The sequence below is a fragment of the Cupriavidus sp. GW822-FHT06G04 genome, from assembly GCF_058799075.1.
In genome coordinates this window covers 449975-467436 of record NZ_JBXALD010000004.1, presented here as the reverse complement: position 1 = coordinate 467436, position 17462 = coordinate 449975, and the positions used below count along the sequence as shown (strand labels likewise).

At 65.8% G+C, this 17462-nt stretch carries 18 protein-coding genes; 8 read left to right on the top strand and 10 right to left on the bottom strand.

Going from position 1 to position 17462, the window contains the following annotated elements:
- Positions 1–121 precede the first annotated feature (121 nt).
- The 3 genes from AC1RKI_RS12650 to AC1RKI_RS12640 form a co-directional block, all read right to left on the bottom strand.
- Positions 122–286, bottom strand: coding sequence for a DUF3149 domain-containing protein (locus tag AC1RKI_RS12650; RefSeq protein WP_150979388.1), 165 nt, complete (start codon positions 284–286; stop codon positions 122–124).
- A 97-nt stretch (positions 287–383) separates the two neighbouring features.
- Positions 384–1034, bottom strand: coding sequence for a uracil phosphoribosyltransferase (upp, locus tag AC1RKI_RS12645; RefSeq protein ID WP_061958757.1), 651 nt, complete (start codon positions 1032–1034; stop codon positions 384–386).
- Between the two features lie 165 nt (positions 1035–1199).
- Positions 1200–2192 carry a Bug family tripartite tricarboxylate transporter substrate binding protein gene (locus AC1RKI_RS12640; RefSeq protein WP_492795520.1) on the bottom strand — a complete coding sequence of 331 codons (993 nt, stop codon included), beginning with the start codon at positions 2190–2192 and terminating at the stop codon, positions 1200–1202.
- Positions 2193–2502: 310 nt separating this feature from the next.
- On the opposite strand from AC1RKI_RS12640, the gene AC1RKI_RS12635 reads away from it, so the two are divergent.
- The 3 genes from AC1RKI_RS12635 (at position 2503) to AC1RKI_RS12625 (ending at position 4678) form a co-directional block, all read left to right on the top strand.
- Positions 2503–3390: a DMT family transporter gene (locus tag AC1RKI_RS12635; RefSeq protein ID WP_227460188.1), complete on the top strand. Its 888-nt coding sequence runs from the start codon at positions 2503–2505 to the stop codon at positions 3388–3390.
- Between the two features lie 65 nt (positions 3391–3455).
- On the top strand, positions 3456–4244 hold the full coding sequence (locus AC1RKI_RS12630; RefSeq protein ID WP_061958754.1) for an SDR family oxidoreductase: 789 nt from the start codon (positions 3456–3458) through the stop codon (positions 4242–4244).
- Entirely contained in the window at positions 4244–4678 is a 435-nt protein-coding gene (locus tag AC1RKI_RS12625) for a methylglyoxal synthase (protein ID WP_061958753.1), read from the top strand. Before AC1RKI_RS12630 ends, AC1RKI_RS12625 begins: the two co-directional genes overlap by 1 nt.
- A 101-nt stretch (positions 4679–4779) precedes the next feature.
- On the opposite strand, the gene AC1RKI_RS12620 is transcribed toward AC1RKI_RS12625, so the two are convergent.
- From AC1RKI_RS12620 to AC1RKI_RS12595, 6 genes are all read right to left on the bottom strand, one after another.
- Positions 4780–5073 carry a YkvA family protein gene (locus tag AC1RKI_RS12620; RefSeq protein WP_061958752.1) on the bottom strand — a complete coding sequence of 98 codons (294 nt, stop codon included), beginning with the start codon at positions 5071–5073 and terminating at the stop codon, positions 4780–4782.
- A gap of 187 nt (positions 5074–5260) precedes the next feature.
- Complete coding sequence (locus AC1RKI_RS12615; RefSeq protein ID WP_492795517.1) at positions 5261–6403, bottom strand: BMP family ABC transporter substrate-binding protein; 1143 nt, start codon at positions 6401–6403, stop codon at positions 5261–5263.
- Positions 6404–6478: 75 nt separating this feature from the next.
- On the bottom strand, positions 6479–7399 hold the full coding sequence (locus AC1RKI_RS12610) for an ABC transporter permease (RefSeq protein ID WP_150979384.1): 921 nt from the start codon (positions 7397–7399) through the stop codon (positions 6479–6481).
- An 18-nt stretch (positions 7400–7417) separates the two neighbouring features.
- Positions 7418–8512, bottom strand: a complete 1095-nt coding sequence (locus AC1RKI_RS12605) for an ABC transporter permease (protein WP_150979383.1) — start codon at positions 8510–8512, stop codon at positions 7418–7420.
- Entirely contained in the window at positions 8505–10073 is a 1569-nt protein-coding gene (locus AC1RKI_RS12600; protein ID WP_244786916.1) for an ABC transporter ATP-binding protein, read from the bottom strand. The genes AC1RKI_RS12605 and AC1RKI_RS12600 overlap by 8 nt, the downstream gene beginning before the upstream one ends.
- A gap of 301 nt (positions 10074–10374) precedes the next feature.
- Positions 10375–11292, bottom strand: coding sequence for a pirin family protein (locus AC1RKI_RS12595; protein ID WP_492795514.1), 918 nt, complete (start codon positions 11290–11292; stop codon positions 10375–10377).
- A 212-nt stretch (positions 11293–11504) separates the two neighbouring features.
- On the opposite strand from AC1RKI_RS12595, the gene AC1RKI_RS12590 reads away from it, so the two are divergent.
- The 5 genes from AC1RKI_RS12590 (at position 11505) to AC1RKI_RS12570 (ending at position 15675) form a co-directional block, all read left to right on the top strand.
- The gene (locus AC1RKI_RS12590) at positions 11505–11708 is read left to right on the top strand and encodes a hypothetical protein (RefSeq protein WP_157779632.1); all 204 of its coding nucleotides are present in this window, start codon (positions 11505–11507) and stop codon (positions 11706–11708) included.
- Positions 11709–12098: 390 nt separating this feature from the next.
- Positions 12099–12815 (top strand): ABC transporter permease, encoded by a 717-nt coding sequence (locus tag AC1RKI_RS12585; RefSeq protein WP_061959884.1) that lies wholly within the window; start codon positions 12099–12101, stop codon positions 12813–12815.
- 40 nt (positions 12816–12855) lie between these two features.
- The gene (locus AC1RKI_RS12580) at positions 12856–13809 is read left to right on the top strand and encodes a glycine betaine ABC transporter substrate-binding protein (protein WP_061959883.1); all 954 of its coding nucleotides are present in this window, start codon (positions 12856–12858) and stop codon (positions 13807–13809) included.
- 10 nt (positions 13810–13819) lie between these two features.
- Positions 13820–14470, top strand: coding sequence for an ABC transporter permease (locus tag AC1RKI_RS12575; RefSeq protein WP_061959882.1), 651 nt, complete (start codon positions 13820–13822; stop codon positions 14468–14470).
- Positions 14467–15675 carry an osmoprotectant ABC transporter ATP-binding protein OsmV gene (locus tag AC1RKI_RS12570; protein WP_492795511.1) on the top strand — a complete coding sequence of 403 codons (1209 nt, stop codon included), beginning with the start codon at positions 14467–14469 and terminating at the stop codon, positions 15673–15675. Before AC1RKI_RS12575 ends, AC1RKI_RS12570 begins: the two co-directional genes overlap by 4 nt.
- 183 nt (positions 15676–15858) lie before the next feature.
- Here AC1RKI_RS12570 and AC1RKI_RS12565 read toward each other — a convergent pair whose 3' ends face one another.
- Entirely contained in the window at positions 15859–17436 is a 1578-nt protein-coding gene (locus AC1RKI_RS12565; protein ID WP_492795509.1) for an aldehyde dehydrogenase (NADP(+)), read from the bottom strand.
- Positions 17437–17462: the final 26 nt, after the last annotated feature.

The window sequence follows — 17462 nt, the reverse complement described above, 5'->3', positions numbered from 1 at the left end:
CGCAACGCGCGCCGGGTTCGCGCAAATGAAGCACCAACAATTGAATACGCCCGCGAAATTGCGGGCGTATTCCGTGTTGCGGCGTCGAACGCTGCCGTGCGGACTTCCAGCGCACTGCGCGTCAGGGCGATTCAGCCGCAGCGGCGCGCCTGGCGGCCTCGGCATCCTGTCGGGCCTTGCGGGCGAACAGGCAGGCGAAGAACGCGGCCATCGCGATGATGAATGCGATGACCGCCAGACTGGCCAGACCCGTGGCGGTGGAGGTGAGAATCTTCAGTGCTTGCATGCGGGATCTCCTTCTTTGTCGGTGCCCGAAAGGCATTCAGTGTAGAAAGAGCGATCCCGCACATCCTTTGCGGCGCATCAACCGCCGCGGATTTCGATCAGTTTTTTGTGCCGAACAGACGGTCGCCGGCATCGCCCAGACCCGGAACGATATAGGCGTGCTCGTCGAGATGGCTGTCCAGCGACGCCACGTAGAGCTTCACGCCCGGGTGGGCCTTCTGGAACACTTCAACGCCTTCGGGTGCGGCCACCAGCGCCACGAACGTGATGGCTTCGTCCGGCACGCCGCGACGCTTGAGCACGTCCACCGCGTGTGCGGCCGAGTAGCCGGTGGCCACCATCGGATCGCACAGGATGAACGATCGATCCTCCAGATCCGGCAGCCGCACCAGATATTCCACCGGCCGATGCTGCTCGTCGCGATACACGCCGATGTGGCCGATACGCGCCGAGGGAATCAGCTCCACCAGACCATCGCTCATGCCGACGCCCGCCCGCAATACCGGCACGATCGTCAGCTTCTTGCCGGCGATCACCGGCGCATCGAGCGCCACCAGCGGCGTGTCGATGCGGCGCGTGGTCAGCGGCAGATTGCGCGTGATTTCGTAGCCCATCAGCAGCGTGATCTCGCGCAGCAGCTCGCGGAATGTGCGCGTCGACGTTTCCTTGTCGCGCATGTGCGAAAGCTTGTGCTGGATCAGGGGGTGATTGAGGATGAAGAGATTGGGAAAGCGCGGATCTTGTTTCATGGCGGGCTCGGCGGAATACGAAAATGGCCCTGACTGACGCGATAGGGCCGATGCAGCGCGATTGTAATGGATGCAGCGGCGCCCGCCGGACGTTGCGGCGGCCGGCCACAGGCGGCGCGCCGGCAATCGCTGCCGGGCGGGAGCGCCGCGCTGCCGGCCGTGCCGTCAATCGACGGTAATCGCGGCGGCTTTTGCGACCTTTCCAAAACGCTCGTATTCGGTTTGGGTCAGCGTCTGCAATTCCGCTGCGCTCGATGCCTTCGGATTAAAGCCCGCCTGCGCGAGCTTGTCGCGCACGTCGGGCCGCGCAAGCGCCTCGACGAATGCCGCATTGAGCGCCTGGACCACCGGCGCGGGCAGGTTGGCCGGCCCGTACACGCCGAACCACGGCTCGACTGCGTAACCCGCCAGTCCCGCTTCAGCCAGCGTCGGCACGTTGGGCAGCGACGGCGCGCGAGTTCTGCCGGCCACGGCCAGCGCGCGCAGCTTGCCAGCCTGGATGTGCGGCAGCGACGCCGGCAGGTTGTCGAACATCACCTGGATGTGGCCGCCCAGCAGGTCGTTGATGGCCGGGCTGCTGCCCTTGTAGGGCACATGGGTCAGGCCCGTCTGCGTCATTTGCGAGAACATCGCGCCGGCCAGGTGCATCGAGGTGCCGGTCCCGGCCGTTGCGTAGGTCAGGCCGGGATGGGCCTTGGCATAGGCAATCAGTTCGGGGACGGTTTTCACGGGCAGGCTTTCGCTGACCTCGAGCACGATCGTCGACGTGCCCAGCAGGCTGATCGCGGTGAAATCCTTGCGCGGATCGAATGGGACGTGCTTGTAGATATGCGGATTCAGCGCGTTGGTTGAAATCGCGCCGAAGCCAATCGTATAGCCGTCGGCGGGTGCCTTGGCCACGGCATCCATGCCGATGTTGCCGCCCGCCCCGGGGCGATTCTCGACCACCACCGGCTGCCCGAGCTTTTCTGCTACGCGCTGGCCCACCGTGCGCGCCACCAGGTCGGTGGTGCCGCCGGCCGCGTAGGGCACGACGAACCGGATCGGCTTGCTCGGAAAACTCTCAGCGGCAAACGCGGCGAATGCGCCGCCGGCCAGCAACAGGGCAACCAGCGAAACAAAGGCGCGGCGGGGAAAGTGAGGGCGATGGGACGACATGATGCGGGAATCTCCGGGATATTGTTGTGATGCATGTATGGCGCGATGTGGCTCGATTTTCTGCGCGCGGCGGGCTGTCGGCTGACGGTCCCGCCTGGCGTGCCGCCGGTTGCGCACGCGCCTGGTGCAGCATCCGGCGCGGGCCATTGTATGGGAAAGCCGCCGTAGTCGTGGCCGGCAGGTGGCGCGTCTTTTGACATACAATCGGCGGCATCCGTCGTGCCTGACTTTGCCGCCGGCAAGTCGTGTTGCCGCGCCATCCTGCGTCCCCGTGCCTGCATCCCAGAAGTCCCTGTCCCCATCCGCCGAAGTGCCTGCCGTGCAGCGCTTCGGGCTGGCCGCCGCGGCCATCGGCGCCGTGCTGTTTTCCGCCAAGGCGATCGTCGCCAAACTGATGTACCGCTACAGCGTCGACGCGGTGATGGTCATCACCCTGCGCATGCTGTTCGCGGTGCCGCTTTTCATGGCGATCGGCTGGTGGCAGGCGCGCAAGCTGCCCGCGCTGTCGTGGGCCGATCGCTCCCGCGTGGTGTTTCTGGGCTTTATTGGTTACTACCTGTCGAGCTTCATGGATTTTCTGGGGCTGCAGTACATCACCGCCGGCCTGGAACGACTGATCCTGTTTCTCACGCCGTCCTTCGTGTTGCTGACCACCGCGCTGGTGTTTCGTCGGCCCATCCATTTACGGCAGTGGCTGTCTTTGCTGCTGGCCTACGCCGGCATCGTGCTGGTCTTCGCGCATGACCTGGACGTCAGCGGCGACCAGGTCTGGCTGGGCGGCGCGCTGGTGCTGGGCAGCGCCCTGTCGTATGGTGTGTACCTGATTCTGAGCGGCGAACTGGTCAAGCGCGTGGGATCGCTGCGGCTGGTGGCCTATGCGATGTGCGTATCGACGCTGTGCTGCGTGATTCAGTATCTGGCGCTGGGCCGGCCGCTGGCCGAACTGGCGCAGCCGGCGCCGGTGCTATGGCTGTCGGTCGTCAACGCGGTGTTCTGCACCGTGCTGCCGGTCTCGCTGACGATGATCGCGGTGGCGCGCATCGGCGCGCCCATGGCATCGCAGGCTGGCATGATCGGACCGGTCTCCACGCTCGCGCTGGCCTTCTGGCTTCTGGGCGAGCCGGTGACCGGCGTGCAGCTGGCGGGCAGTGCGCTGGTGCTGGGCGGCATGTACCTGCTGTCGACCAAACGAGCCTGATCGAGCGGGCTTCGACGTGCAATTCAAAGCGATAAATAGCGATAACCAAGCAAGGAGAGCAAGAAATGGATTTCGGACTGCGCGGTAAGCATGCGCTGGTGTGCGGCGCCAGCAAGGGACTCGGTTTTGCGTGTGCGGATGCGCTCGCGGCCGAAGGCGTGGACGTGGTGGTGGTCGCGCGCGGCGCCGAAGCGCTGGAGAAGGCCGCCGCCGACCTGCGCGCACGCCATGGGCGTCGCGTGGTGGCCGTGGCCACCGACATCACCACGCCCGAAGGCCGCAAGCTGGCGCTCGATGCAGCGGCCAAGCTCGGCGACCTCGACATCCTGGTCAACAACGCGGGCGGCCCGCCGCCGGGCAACTTCCGCGACTGGGGCCGTGACGAATGGATCGCTGCGCTCGACGCCAATATGCTGACGCCGATCGAACTGATCAAGGCCACGGTGGACGGCATGATCGCGCGCCGTTGGGGTCGCATCATCAATATCACCAGCGGTGCGGTCAAGGCGCCGATCGACGTGCTCGGCCTGTCCAACGGCGCGCGCGCGGGCCTGACCGGTTTCGTGGCCGGCCTGGCGCGCGAGGTGGCGCAATATGGCGTCACCGTCAACAACCTGCTGCCCGGTCCGTTCGACACCGATCGCCTGAAGAAGACCATGGAAGGTGGCGCCAAGAAGGCCGGCATCAGCATCGAGGAAATGGCCGCGCGCCGTGCGGCGGCCAATCCGTCGCGCCGCTTCGGCGAGCCGGCCGAGTTCGGCGCCACGTGCGCGTTCCTGTGCAGCAAGCAGGCCGCCTACATGACCGGCCAGAACGTGCTGCTCGACGGCGGCGCTTACCCGGGCACGTTCTGATGCCGAGCGTCGAAGGCACACCGCGCATCGCGCTGATCGCGCACGACCACAAGAAGGACGACATCGTTGCGTTCGCCGGTCGTCATCGCGATTTTCTCAGTCGCTGCGACCTGCTGGCCACCGGCACCACCGGCGGCCGCATCGCCACCGAAACCGGCCTCGAAGTGACGCGCATGTTGTCCGGTCCGTGGGGTGGCGATCTGCAGATCGGCGCGCAACTGGCCGAGGGCAAGATCACGGCCGTGATCTTCCTGCGCGATCCGATGACGCCGCAGCCGCACGAGCCGGACATCAATGCGCTGGTGCGCGCCTGCGACGTCCACAACGTGCCGTGCGCCACCAATCTCGCAACAGCGGAGCTGCTGCTGGTGGAGCTGGCACGTCACTGCTTCGACGACTGCGGCGACGGCAAGGACAGCGGCGGCGCCAGTTGAGCGATGTTTGCCGGCCGTTGCGGCATGAAACGGCAATGCACCGCGAACAAAAAAAATCGCTGCCTGTTGGGCAGCGATTTTCTTTTGGATCTGGCCAGACGTTAGCGCGGCCGCACGGTCGTCGCGGCGGCGCGCATTTGCGCCTGGCGCAGGATGTGAGGCGGCAGGCGCTTTAGGATCAGGTGCACGGCCAGCGGAATGATCACCAAGTCGTCGACGATACCAAGCCCGGCGATGAAATCGGGAATCAGGTCGATCGGCGAAATCGCGTAGAACAGCAGCCCGAATGCAGCGGGTTTCAGCCATGGTGGGGCATCGGGATGACGCAACGCAAACCAGAACAGACGGCCGTCTCGCCGCACCAGCGTCCACAACGCTGACAGTCGTTTCCACATGATGGGCCTCCTTGGTCACACAATCGGCAGGGGATAGGCGAATAGCTTGGGCCGATGCATGGCGATTCAAGTTCCCCGGCGCGCGCCCAGAAAAAACGCCGGCCCGTTTTCACGGGGCCGGCGTTTCTGTCAGACCCGGGAGCGATCCGGATAAGGAACCGGATGGCGGCCGGGATGGCGCAATGGTTTAGCCCGGTACGTTGCCTTCCACGCCCTCGACATAGAACTTGATGTCGTGCAGGAATTTGTCGTCGGCCACCTGATCCTTGGCCAGTTGCTCCTTGCCGGCGTTGTCCTTGAGCGGACCCTTCCAGATCGGCGCGGTGCCGTCGATCACGCCCTTCTTGCGTTCCTCGACCAGCGCCCTGACGTCGTCCGGCACCACGGCGTTGAAGCCCTTCAGGTCGATCATGCCTTCCTTCAGGCCCCACCACGTGGTGGTGTTCTTCCACTTGTTGTCGAGCACGTCGCCGACGACCTTGTTGTAGTAGACGCCCCACGTGATCACCGAAGCGGCCAGATGGGATTTTTCGCCGAAGCGGCTCATGTCGCTATCCCAGCCGAATGCGTACACGCCCTTTTCCTGTGCGGTCTGCACCACGGCGGCCGAATCGGTGTTCTGCATCAGCATGTCGACGCCCTGGCCGATCAGCGTCGTGGCCGCTTCGCGTTCCTTGCCCGGATCGAACCACTTGTTCACCCACACCACCTTGACCGTCGCCTTCGGGTTGACCGAGCGCGCGCCCAGCGTGAACGAGTCGATGTTGCGGATCACTTCGGGAATCGGCACCGACGCCACCACGCCCATCTTGCCGGTCTTGCTCATCTTGCCCGCCACCACGCCGGCCAGGTACGCGCCCTCGTAGGTGCGCACGTCGTACTGGGCCAGGTTGTCGGCGGTCTTGAAGCCCGTGGCGTGTTCAAACTTCACATCCGGGAATTCGCGCGCCACCTTCAGCATCGACTCCATGTAGCCGAAGGTGGTGCCGAAGATCAGCTTGTTGCCCTGGCTGGCCAGGTCGCGGAACACGCGCTCGGCATCGGCTGCGGATTCAGGCACGTTCTCGACGTAGGTGGTCTTCACCTTGTCGCCGAACTTGGCTTCCACCGCCTTGCGGCCGGCATCGTGGGCGTAGGTCCAGCCGGCGTCGCCCACTGGTCCGATATAGACGAAGGCCACCTTCAGCGGCTCGTTGGCGGCCGCGGCCGGCGCCGATGCCGGCGCGGCGGTTTCGGCCGGCTTTTCGGCTTCTTTCTTGCCGCAGCCGGCCAGGGCCAGCACAGCGGTGGCGGCCAGGGCTGCCAGCGTGGTCCTGCGTGAAACGATCATCGATCTCTCCTTGTCAGACGTCTTTGTGATGTGGTTTGAGGTATGGCTCTTGTTATTGGACTTCGGTGATACGGTTCAGGCGTTGCCCGGGCGGAACGGCTTGCCGAGCGAGGCAGGCATGTTCAGGCGAATCCACGCCGGGTTACGCGAAATCAGTGCCAGCACGACGATCGTGGCGGCATAAGGCAGCATCGACAGGAACTGCGATGGCACCGACACGCCGATGCCCTGCAGATAGAACTGCAGGATCGTCACGCCGCCGAACAGCCACGCACCGATCAGCACGCGGCCCGGACGCCAGGTCGCGAACGTGGTGAGCGCTAGCGCGATCCAGCCGCGGCCCGCGACGAGGTTTTCCACCCACATCGGCGTATAGACCAGCGACAGATACGCGCCGGCCAGGCCGCAGCAGGCGCCGCCGAACAGCAGCGCGCCAAAGCGGATCCAGCGCACCGGGTAGCCCAGCGCGTGCGCCGACTCGGGCGATTCGCCGATCGCGCGCAACGTCAGACCGGCGCGCGTGCGGAACAGAAACCACATGATCGCCAGGCACAGCAGCAGGCTGACATAGACCATCCAGTGATGCTGGAAAAACGCCGGGCCGATGAACGGGATATCGGCCAGATAGGGCACCGACTTGGCCTGGGCAGGCATCGCATAGCCGACGAAGCGCTGCGCCATGAAGGCCGACAGGCCGGTGCCGAAGATCGACAGCGCCAGCCCGGTGGCCACCTGGTTGGTGGCCAACACCAGCGCCAGCCACGAGAACAGCGTGGCCATCAGCATGCCGGCGCCGGCGCCGGCGATAAAGCCAAGCATCGGCGACTGGGTCTGGTATCCGACCATGAAGCCCAGCGCGGCGGCCACCAGCATCATGCCTTCGGCGCCCAGGTTCAGCACGCCGGAGCGCTCGTTGACCAGCAGGCCCAGCGCGGCCAGCAGCAGCGGCGTGCCGGCGTTGATCGCGGTGGCGATCAGGGGAGCAAGTTGTTCCATGTTGTTGTCAGCTCCGCATCAGGCCGCGCGTGCGCGCCAGCGCAGATGGTTGTCGATCAGGGTGTCGCAGGCCAGCAGGAAGAACAGCAGCATGCCCTGGAACACCCAACCCAGCGCCGACGGCAGCCCCAGGCGCGACTGCGCCATTTCGCCGCCGATATAGAACAGCGACATGACGATGCCGCCGAACACCGCGCCCACCGGATGCAGGCGGCCCACGAAGGCGACGATGATCGCCGTGAAGCCGTAGCCGGGCGAGATCGACGGCAGCAGTTGGCCGATCGGACCCGTCACCTCGAACGCGCCGGCCAGGCCGGCGGTTGCGCCCGAGATCATCAGGGCGCTCCACAGCGCGCTGCGCGACGAAAACCCCGCATAGCGCGCGGCCAGCGGCGCGGTGCCGCCCACTTGCAGCCGATAGCCGGCGAAGCTGCGGAACACGAACACCGTCATGATCGCCACCAGCACCAGCATCACCGCGAAGCCGACATGCAGCCGCGATCCAGGCAGCAGGTTCGGCAGCAGGAACATCGACGCGAACACTTTCGATTGCGGAAAGTTCATGCCGTTGGGGTCCTTCAGCGGCCCGTTGACCACCCACAGCAGCAGTTGCTGCGCGATATAGGTCAGCATCAGCGACACCAGGATCTCGTTGGCGTTGAAGCGGTCCTTGAGCAGCGCCGTGATCGACGCCCATGCCATGCCGCCGATGCAGCCGGCCAGCGCGGCCAGCACCAGAACCGCGGGGCCGCTCGTGGTGTTACCCGGGCTGTCGAACCACAACACGGTGGCGCCGGCAAGGATGCCGCCGGCGATCAGTTGCCCATCGGCGCCGATGTTCCACACGTTGGCGCGATAGCAGACGGACAGACCGAGCGCGCAGAGCACCAGCGGCACGGTCTTGAGCAGGACTTCGCCGATGGCGCGCCGGTCCTTGAGTGGATCGACCAGGAAGACTTTCAGTGCCGCCACCGGATCCTTGCCGAGGATCAGGAACAGCAGCGCTCCGAACAGCAGTGTCAGCACGATGGCGAACAGCGGCGATGCGTACGCCATCGCGCGCGACGGTTCTCCGCGCGGCGCCAGCACGATAGGGGAGAGCACCTTAGCCATGAGCCGGCACCTCCGCGCTGGACGCCTCGCGCTGGCTGGCGGGACCGCCTTCCCAGAGTCCGCTCATCCACAGGCCAACCTGCTCGCGCGTGGCGGTTTCCACCGGGATCGACGGCGACAGGTGACCCTTGGCGATGACGTGCAGGCGATCGCAGATCGCGAACAGTTCGTCGAGTTCTTCGGACACCACGAGCACCGCGCAACCGGTGGCCTTGAGCGCAAGGATTTCGTTGTGGATCTGGGCCGCGGCGCCGACATCGACGCCCCAGGTGGGTTGTGCCACGATCAGTACCTTCGGGCCGGCTTCGATTTCGCGGCCGACGATGAATTTCTGCAGATTGCCGCCCGACAGGCTGCGCGCCAGCGCGCCGGGGCCGCTGGCCTTGACGCGGAAGCGCTGGATGATGCCGGCGGCCAGCCCTTCGGCGGCGCGCGGCGAAACCATCCCCCCACGCACATAGGGCGGCGTCTGGTGCGACAGCAGGACATTCGACGCCAGACTCATCGCCGGCACGGCACCTCGCCCCAGCCGCTCTTCCGGCACGAAGGCCAGTCCCGCGCGCCTGCGCGCGCGCGCATCGAGCCTGCCCACGGGCCGGCCGTCCAGATGCACGGCCGCGCCGCTGGTGCGCGCGTCCTCGCCGGACAGCGCCGCCAGCAACTCCTGCTGACCGTTGCCGGACACCCCGGCGATGCCGACGATCTCGCCCGCATGGACATCGAGCGAAATGCGCTGCAGTTCCGTGGCGAACTGGTGCGCGCGTGACATCGACAGATCGCGCACCGACAGTTTCAGCGGCCCCGGCTGCGCGCTCACGCGCACTTCGCGCGGCGGCTCGCCGCCGATCATCAGGCGCGACAGCGACGCAGCGCTTTCCTCGCGCGGATCGCAGGTGCCGGTGACGCGGCCCATGCGCATCACCGTGGCGTGGTGGCACAGCGCGCGGATCTCGTCGAGCTTGTGGCTGATATAGAGAATGCTGGTGCCCTCGGCGGCCAACTGACGTAGCGTGACGAACAGCGTTTCCACGGCCTGCGGCGTGAGCACGGAAGTCGGTTCGTCAAGGATCAGCAGTTGCGGCTGTGCCAGCAGCGCGCGCACGATTTCCACGCGCTGGCGCTCGCCCACGGACAGCGTATGCACGTGGCGATTCGGCTCCAGCGGCAGGCCGTAGCGCTGCGCGGTGGCGCGAATCCGCTCGGACAAATCCTTCATGTTGCCCGCGTCCTTGGGCGGCAACCCGAGCGCGATGTTTTCGGCGACGGTTAGCGTGTCGAACAGCGAGAAATGCTGGAACACCATGGCGATGCCCAGATTGCGGGCATCGTGCGGACTGTTGATCGAAACGGGAGCCCCATTGAAGTGCACCTCGCCGGCGTCCGGACGAACCGCGCCGAAGATGATCTTCATCAGGGTGGATTTACCGGCGCCGTTTTCGCCAAGAACGGCGTGGATCTCGCCGGGTGCGACGCTCAAGCTGACGTCGTCGTTGGCGGTGACGCCGGGATAGCGCTTGGTGATATGCGCAAGCGCCAGCCTGGGAGGGGTTTGTAATGTCACTGAGGCGGCTCGTATTGTTGTGGCAGCGACTTCTGAATCAGGCACGTGACAGCGACTGTGCGTGGCGCAGCATCGCCGCGCGGCATGTCGTCATCATCACGATTCTGTGATGTCTAAAATATGCGGTGAATTATATAAGTGCGCGGGGGTCTGGCGGCTCACTTTCACCGGCGCGCCATGCCCCACAACGGTTACAGACAGATTGCAAGTCGCGTGCCGACCACACAGACGAAGAAAAACCGCCGCGCTGCCGGCGAGGGCAGGGCGGCGGTCAGGGTTGACCCCAGTGCCAGCGTGTGAATCAGGCTGTGCTGGCAGGAATCGTCGCAAAGCGGCCTTCGCGGAAATCGGCCAGCGTCTGGTAGATCTGTTCCTGCGTGTTCATCACGAACGGTCCGTACTGCGCGATCGGTTCGTTCAGCGGCTGACCGGCGATCAACAAAAAGCGTGCGTCTTCGCTTGCCGTGACAACCACGCCGTCGGACTGGCCCGCGTTGTCAAGCACGCCCATGCGCTGCGCCTCTACCACCGCGGCATCGGCGCTGTCGCCGATCCTGACTGCGCCGCGATACACATACACGAAGGCGTTATGGCCGGCCGGCAGCGTCTGGGCGAAGCGTTGCCCTGCAGGCAGATGCACGTCCAGATACAGCGGCTCGGTAACCGGCCGGGTGATCGCACCGGCCACGCCGTGCGACGCGCCAGCCAGCACGCGCACCGTGCCGTCCGAAGGCAGCGCCACGGTCGGGATCGCCGCGGCGGGCATGTCGCGATACCACGGCGTGGTCATCTTGTCGGCAGCGGGCAGGTTCAGCCATAGCTGGAATCCCTCCATGCGGCCGTCTTCCTGCTCGGGCAATTCCGAGTGCACCACGCCGGCGCCGGCCACCATCCATTGCGCCCCGCCGTTTTCAAGCAGCCCTTCATGTCCCGCACTGTCGCGGTGGCGCATGCGGCCGGCCAGCATATAGGTGATGGTTTCAAAGCCGCGGTGAGGGTGATCGGGAAAGCCGCCGATGTAGTCGTCCTTGTTGTCGGTGCCGAAGGCGTCGAGCATGAGGAACGGGTCGAGCCGGCGCTGCAGGTTCTGCGTCAGCACCCGCGTCAGCTTGACGCCGGCGCCGTCCGAGGTGGCGATGCCGCGCACCACGCGGTCCACCGAGCGGGAGCGCTCGACGGTTTCCGTGGCGGTGGCGGCGATGGTGGGGGTGTGGGTCATGATTGGATCTCCTGTCGGGATGACTCGGCGCGAATGCAAGTCATCGGATCTACCCATGCAATGTAAGGGTTTGACAGCAAAGCGGTAGACGGCGGTCAGGCAACAGATCGTTCCATCGGCAGAACGAGTTCGGCGGATTTGAGCTGAAATTCGCAACGGCGGCAGCGCGTTTCGAGAGGCCCGCGACGTGGGCCCGACACTCGGAAAATTCCGTGAATCTGCCCCGTCGCGGTGCGTTGTCCGAAGCCGCCGCTTTCGGCGAAATAGCCGTCGGATCGGGCGCAGAAAAGCCGAAGATGACAGGATCGCAGAAGATGTGTAGAATAGCGATCTCTTTGTCATCCGTTGTCGTGAGTTGCGAGGGCGTGGCCTGCACCCCAAGCCCCGCGATCCGTTATCTGACAACGGCCGATTGACCGGCGGCGCCGTACCCAAAAGCGGGTCCGACACGACACCAGCCTGACGCAAGCCGGGCGATTGTCGATCTTTGTCGGCCCCTGTTGTCGGACCTCAGTCGCCACCATTGGCCAACCGTGGAAAATTCTCCGGTTGCGCCGCACCCGCGGGTTTGGGCATCACGCCCTGGCCCCATCAATCGGGTGCCTCGCTGACGTTCCTCGTCGGCGATGCATCCAAAGTCCGTCCGCCGGCAATCGTGCCGGTCATGGCGGCAATGCAATCTGAACCTGGGCCCGGCGGGCACCCCCATCGACAGACTCCGCCGGCCCTTTTGTTTTCCGCATCCGGGATGTGGAGAGTCGTGCATTTCGCGCGATTTTTCCGGCCGGCGTTGGAGAAGGGGAAATATGTCAAAACAAACCATCCGGACCGTGGCCGGAGGTGGTGTCGTTGCCGTCGCGCTGGCCGCACTGGTCGCGTGGATCGGCGTCGATGTCATCCGCCAGTACCAGGACCGGCTGTTCTACGACGTGATCGACCACCTTCGGCTGGTGGCGATATCGATGGCGCTGGCCTTGCTGACCGGCGTGCCGGCCGGCATCGTGCTGAGCCGGCCGTGCATGCGCCGCTGGGCCGATCGCCTGATGCAGGTCTTCAATATCGGCAACACCGTGCCGTCGCTGGCCGTACTGGCGCTCGCGCTGGCGGTGCTCGGCATCGGCGAGCGCCCGGCGATCCTGGCGCTGTGGCTCGCGTCGCTGCTGCCGATCGTGCGCAACACGTACGAAGGCCTGCGCACCGTCTCGCCGGCATTGCAGGAGGCGGCGCGCGGTATCGGCATGACGCCGTGCCAGCGGCTGTTGCGCGTCGAGCTGCCCAATGCGTTGCCGGTGATCCTGGCCGGCGTGCGCATCAGTCTCGTGATCAATGTCGGCACGGTGCCGCTGTCGTTCCTGATCGGCGCGAACAGTCTCGGCGAATTGATCTTCCCCGGCATCTATCTGAACAACCAGCCGCTGCTGTTGCTGGGCGCCGCCGCGACCGCGCTGCTGGCCCTGGCGCTTGACGCGCTGTTCGCCACCGCCGGCCACGTGTACCTGCGCCGTCGCGGCCTGGCGCAATAGGCCGCGCGCTGAACGTGGCACGACACAAGAGGCACGACGTATGAAACATGAAAACACCAGACGCCTGGCGAATCTGCTTGCCGAAGGGCGTTCGTTCTGGCTCGCCGCGGCGGCGGGCCTGGCATTCGCCGCACTGCTGCTGACCACCGCGCCGGCGCGCGCGCAGGAAGGCGCGGGCCCACTGCGCATCGGCGGCAAGAACTTCACCGAGCAGCTGATCCTGTCGTCGATGACGACGCAATACCTGAAGGCCAAGGGCATCGACGCGACGCTGACGTCGGGGCTTGGCAGTACGCTGATGCGGCAGGCGATGGAATCCGGCCAACTCGATGTGGTGTGGGATTACACGGGCACCGCGCTGATCGTGTTCAACAAGGTCGAAGAAAAGCTCGACGGCCCGGAAAGCTACAAGCGCGTCAAGGCACTCGATGCCGCCAAGGGTCTGGTCTGGCTCGATCCGTCGCAGGTCAATAACACCTACGCATTTGCCATGCCGAAGGAACGCGCGGGCGATATCAGGACGCTGTCGGCCTATGCCGAGAAAATGCGCAAGGACGGCGACGACACGAAGCATCCGCTCGCGGTCGATATGGAATTCGCGGCGCGCCCCGACGGCCTCGAGCCGCTCAAGGCCGCTTACCAGTTGCCGTTCGGGCGCAAGGACGTGATTCAGCTCGATCCCGGCCTGGTCTATACGGCGCTCAAGAACAACCAGGTGGACCTGGGCCTGGTCTACACGACCGACGGCCGCGTCAAGGGCTTCGACCTCGTGCTGCTGGAGGACGACCTGCATTTCTTCCCGCCGTACAACGCCGTGCCCGTGGTGCGCAAAGCCGCGCTGGACGCGCATCCGGAACTGGCGGATCTGCTCAATGCGTTGTCGTCGAAGCTCGACAACGCGGCGATGACCGACATGAACTATCAGGTCGACATCAACCAGCAGCCCGTGGACAAGGTGGCCGGCGATTTCTTGCGCGGCCACGGACTGATCTGAGGAGCCGCGCATGGACCTGCTGACTTATCTTCACCATAGCTGGCCGACGCTGCTGCGGCTGACGGGCGAGCATCTCGCGCTGGTCGGCTCCGCCGTGGGCATGGCGATCGTTATCGGCGTGCCGTTGGGCATTCTGATCACGCGCCACCGCTTTCTGGCGACGCCGTTGCTGGCGTTGGCCACGGTCGTGCTGACGCTGCCGTCGATCGCCCTGTTCGGCCTGATGATTCCGATCTTCGCGCGGTTTGGTCATGCACTCGGCTACGTGCCGGCCGTGACCGCCGTGTTCCTGTATTCGCTGCTGCCGATCATGCGCAATACGTACACGGCGCTGGCCAATGTCGACGCCGGCATCCAGGAAGCGGGACGCGGCATCGGCATGACCACCTGGCAGCGCATGCGCCTGGTCGACCTGCCGCTGGCGGTGCCCGTGATCCTCGGCGGCGTGCGCACGGCGGTGGTCATGAATATCGGCGTGGCGACCATCGCCGCCATCATCGGCGCCGGTGGTCTGGGTGTGCTGATCCTCCAGGCGATCAGCCAGAGCAACATGAGCAAGCTTGCCGTGGGCGCCGTCCTCGTCAGCGTGCTCGCCATCGCGGCCGACGTCTGCCTGCAAGCCTTGCAGCGCGCACTGACGCCCAAAGGAATCCGTCAATGATCGAACTCGACAAACTCACGAAGTCTTTCCCGCAAAAGGACGGTACCGAAGTGCGCGCGGTGAATTCCGTCAGCCTGACGGTGCCCAGCGGCGAAATCTGCGTCTTCCTCGGACCGTCCGGCTGCGGCAAGACCACCACGCTCAAGATGATCAACCGGCTGATCGAGCCGACCTCCGGCACGGTTCGCATCGAAGGCGAGGACACCGCCGGTATCGATGGCGTGACGCTGCGCCGCAAGATCGGCTACGTGATCCAGCAGATCGGCCTGTTTCCGAACATGACGATCGAGGAAAACATCATGGTCGTGCCGCGTCTGCTTGGCTGGGATCGCAAGCAGTGCCGCGAACGCGCGCGCGAGCTGATCCGCATGGTGCAGCTCGATCCGGACAAGATGCTCAAGCGCTATCCGCGCGAACTTTCCGGCGGACAGCAGCAGCGTATCGGCGTGATCCGCGCGCTGGCCGCGGACGCGCCGGTGCTGCTGATGGACGAACCGTTCGGCGCGGTGGACCCGATCAATCGCGAGAGCATCCAGAACGAGTTTTTCCAGATGCAGCGGCAACTCGGTAAGACCGTGATCATGGTCTCGCACGATATCGACGAGGCCATCAAGCTGGGCGACAAGGTGGCGGTGTTCCGCGGCGGCAAGCTGGTGCAATTCGATCATCCCGATGCGCTGCTGGCCCATCCGGCCGACGACTTCGTGCAGGCCTTCGTCGGGCACGACAACACGCTCAAGCGCCTGCTGCTGGTCCGCGCCGGCGACGCGGCGACGCTGCCGCCAAGCTGCCGTCCCGATATGCCGTTGGCCGAGGCGTTCGGCGTGATGGACGACGCCGACGTGCGGCACCTGCCGGTGGTCGACGACGCCCAGCGCGCGCTCGGCTACGTGACGCGCCGGGACGTGCGCGCGGCGCTGACCAAGGGCGGCCAGTGCGCCGACGTGATGCGCACGTTCACCACCACTGCCGCGTTCGACGAGCATCTGCGCATCGTGCTGTCGCGCATGTACCAGCACAACACCAGCTGGCTGCCGGTGATCGACGGCGACGGCGTCTATCTGGGCGAAGTCACGCAGGAATCGATCGCCGATTACCTGAGTTCCGGCCGCTCGCGCGGCAATGCGCCGGTGATCCAGCCGCCTGTGGCGAGCATCGCACCGGCCGCCACGGTCGCGGCTGCAAGCGAGCGCGCCGCCGCCTGAGGGCGCTGGCATGGCGGGCGCTGGAGTTTGCCCGCCATAACGGGCTTTCCGGATCGATATGATGGTCGAACCGATGGCGCCCCCGGCGGCATACGCCATGGCAGATGCGCCCCATGGAAAAGAAAAAGCGGAGCCCGCAAGCTCCGCTTTTTTTCGTGCATCGTGGCCGAGGTGCGCGCTGCTTTATGCGTGGCCGAGCTCGCCGTCCTTCAGGCGCCACAGTTTTAGCGGATTGCCGTCCTTGAGCGCTTCCGGCAGCAGGTTGGCCGGAACGTTCTGGTAGCAGACCGGACGCAGGAAGCGATCGAGCGCCGTGGCGCCGACAGACGTCGTGCGCGTATCGGAAGTGGCCGGGAACGGGCCGCCGTGCACCATCGCAAACGAGACTTCCACTCCGGTCGGATAGCCGTTGAACAGCACGCGACCCACCTTGCGTTCCAGCGCCGGCAGCAGCCGGGCGGCCAGCGCATGGTCGCCCTGGTCGGCCTGCACCGCGGCGGTCAGTTGACCTTCGAGGATGCGCGTGACGGCCACGAGCGCGTCGGCATCCTTGCACACCACCAGCACCGTCGATGGACCGAACACTTCGGCGTGCATGCGGTGATCGGCGATGAACTGGTCGGCCGACGTTTCGAAGAACACCGGTCGCGCCTGGTTCGGACCCGTGGCTTCGATGCCGCACGCCGCGCGCGTCAGGCCCGACAGTTCGGACAGCTGCGCCACGCCACGCTCGAACGCCTGGTGAATGCCGGGTGTCAGCATGGTCGCGGCCGGCTTGCCGGTCAGCGCGGCATGCGCGGCACCGCGGAATGTCTCCAGCGCCGGGCCTTCGATCGCCAGCAGCAGGCCGGGGTTGGTGCAGAACTGGCCGACGCCCATCACCAGCGAATCCACCAGGTCGCGCGCGATTTGTTCGCCGCGCGCGGCCAGCGCTTCTGGCAGCAGGTAGACCGGATTGATACTGCTCATTTCAGCGTAGACGGGGATCGGTACCGGACGGTTGTTGGCCACGTTCAGCAGCGCCAGACCGCCCGCGCGCGAACCGGTGAAGCCCACCGCCTGAATCACCGGATGCGCCACGAGCGCCGTGCCGATCGCGTTGCCCACGCCTTGCACCATCGAGAACACGCCTTCGGGCAGGCCGGCGTCCGCTACCGCCTTCTGGATGACACGACCCACCAGTTCGGATGTGCCCGGATGTGCCGGGTGCGCCTTGGCCACCACGGGGCAGCCGGCAGCCAGCGCCGAGGCGGTGTCGCCGCCGGCCACCGAGAACGCGAGCGGGAAATTGCTGGCGCCGAACACGGCGACCGGGCCCACGGCGATGCGTTGCATGCGCAGGTCCGGACGCGGGGGCGTGCGCTCGGGCAGGGCGCTGTCGAGCGTGGCGTCTTGCCAGCGGCCGTCGCGCAGCACGCGCGCAAACAAGCGCAACTGGCCGGCGGTACGGCCGCGCTCGCCCTGCAGGCGCGCCAGCGGCAGCGCGGTTTCGGCGTGCGCGCGCTGGATCAGTTCGTCGCCGAGTGCTTCGAGCCCCGTGGCGATCGATTCCAGAAACGTGGCGCGCTGCTCCGGCGACGTGGCGCGATACGTATCGAAGGCGGCTTCGGCCAGCGCGCAGGCGCGCTCGACATCGGCTGCTGTGCTGCCCTGATAGGCCGGTTCCAGCTTTTCACCGGTAGCCGGGTTGATGCCGTGGAAGGTGTCTTCGGTGCCGCGCACGGCGCTGGCGCCGATCAGCATTTCGCCTGTCATCGTCATGATCTTGGGTCCTGCGGGAGAAGAAA

Coding starts and splice junctions, on each gene's coding strand:
- AC1RKI_RS12650 (WP_150979388.1), bottom strand. CDS start 286: ATGCAAGCACTGAAGATTCTCACCTCCACCGCCACGGGTCTGGCCAGT.
- upp (WP_061958757.1), bottom strand. CDS start 1,034: ATGAAACAAGATCCGCGCTTTCCCAATCTCTTCATCCTCAATCACCCC.
- AC1RKI_RS12640 (WP_492795520.1), bottom strand. CDS start 2,192: ATGTCGTCCCATCGCCCTCACTTTCCCCGCCGCGCCTTTGTTTCGCTG.
- AC1RKI_RS12630 (WP_061958754.1), top strand. CDS start 3,456: ATGGATTTCGGACTGCGCGGTAAGCATGCGCTGGTGTGCGGCGCCAGC.
- AC1RKI_RS12625 (WP_061958753.1), top strand. CDS start 4,244: ATGCCGAGCGTCGAAGGCACACCGCGCATCGCGCTGATCGCGCACGAC.
- AC1RKI_RS12620 (WP_061958752.1), bottom strand. CDS start 5,073: ATGTGGAAACGACTGTCAGCGTTGTGGACGCTGGTGCGGCGAGACGGC.
- AC1RKI_RS12615 (WP_492795517.1), bottom strand. CDS start 6,403: ATGATCGTTTCACGCAGGACCACGCTGGCAGCCCTGGCCGCCACCGCT.
- AC1RKI_RS12610 (WP_150979384.1), bottom strand. CDS start 7,399: ATGGAACAACTTGCTCCCCTGATCGCCACCGCGATCAACGCCGGCACG.
- AC1RKI_RS12605 (WP_150979383.1), bottom strand. CDS start 8,512: ATGGCTAAGGTGCTCTCCCCTATCGTGCTGGCGCCGCGCGGAGAACCG.
- AC1RKI_RS12595 (WP_492795514.1), bottom strand. CDS start 11,292: ATGACCCACACCCCCACCATCGCCGCCACCGCCACGGAAACCGTCGAG.
- AC1RKI_RS12585 (WP_061959884.1), top strand. CDS start 12,099: ATGTCAAAACAAACCATCCGGACCGTGGCCGGAGGTGGTGTCGTTGCC.
- AC1RKI_RS12580 (WP_061959883.1), top strand. CDS start 12,856: ATGAAACATGAAAACACCAGACGCCTGGCGAATCTGCTTGCCGAAGGG.
- AC1RKI_RS12575 (WP_061959882.1), top strand. CDS start 13,820: ATGGACCTGCTGACTTATCTTCACCATAGCTGGCCGACGCTGCTGCGG.
- AC1RKI_RS12570 (WP_492795511.1), top strand. CDS start 14,467: ATGATCGAACTCGACAAACTCACGAAGTCTTTCCCGCAAAAGGACGGT.
- AC1RKI_RS12565 (WP_492795509.1), bottom strand. CDS start 17,436: ATGACGATGACAGGCGAAATGCTGATCGGCGCCAGCGCCGTGCGCGGC.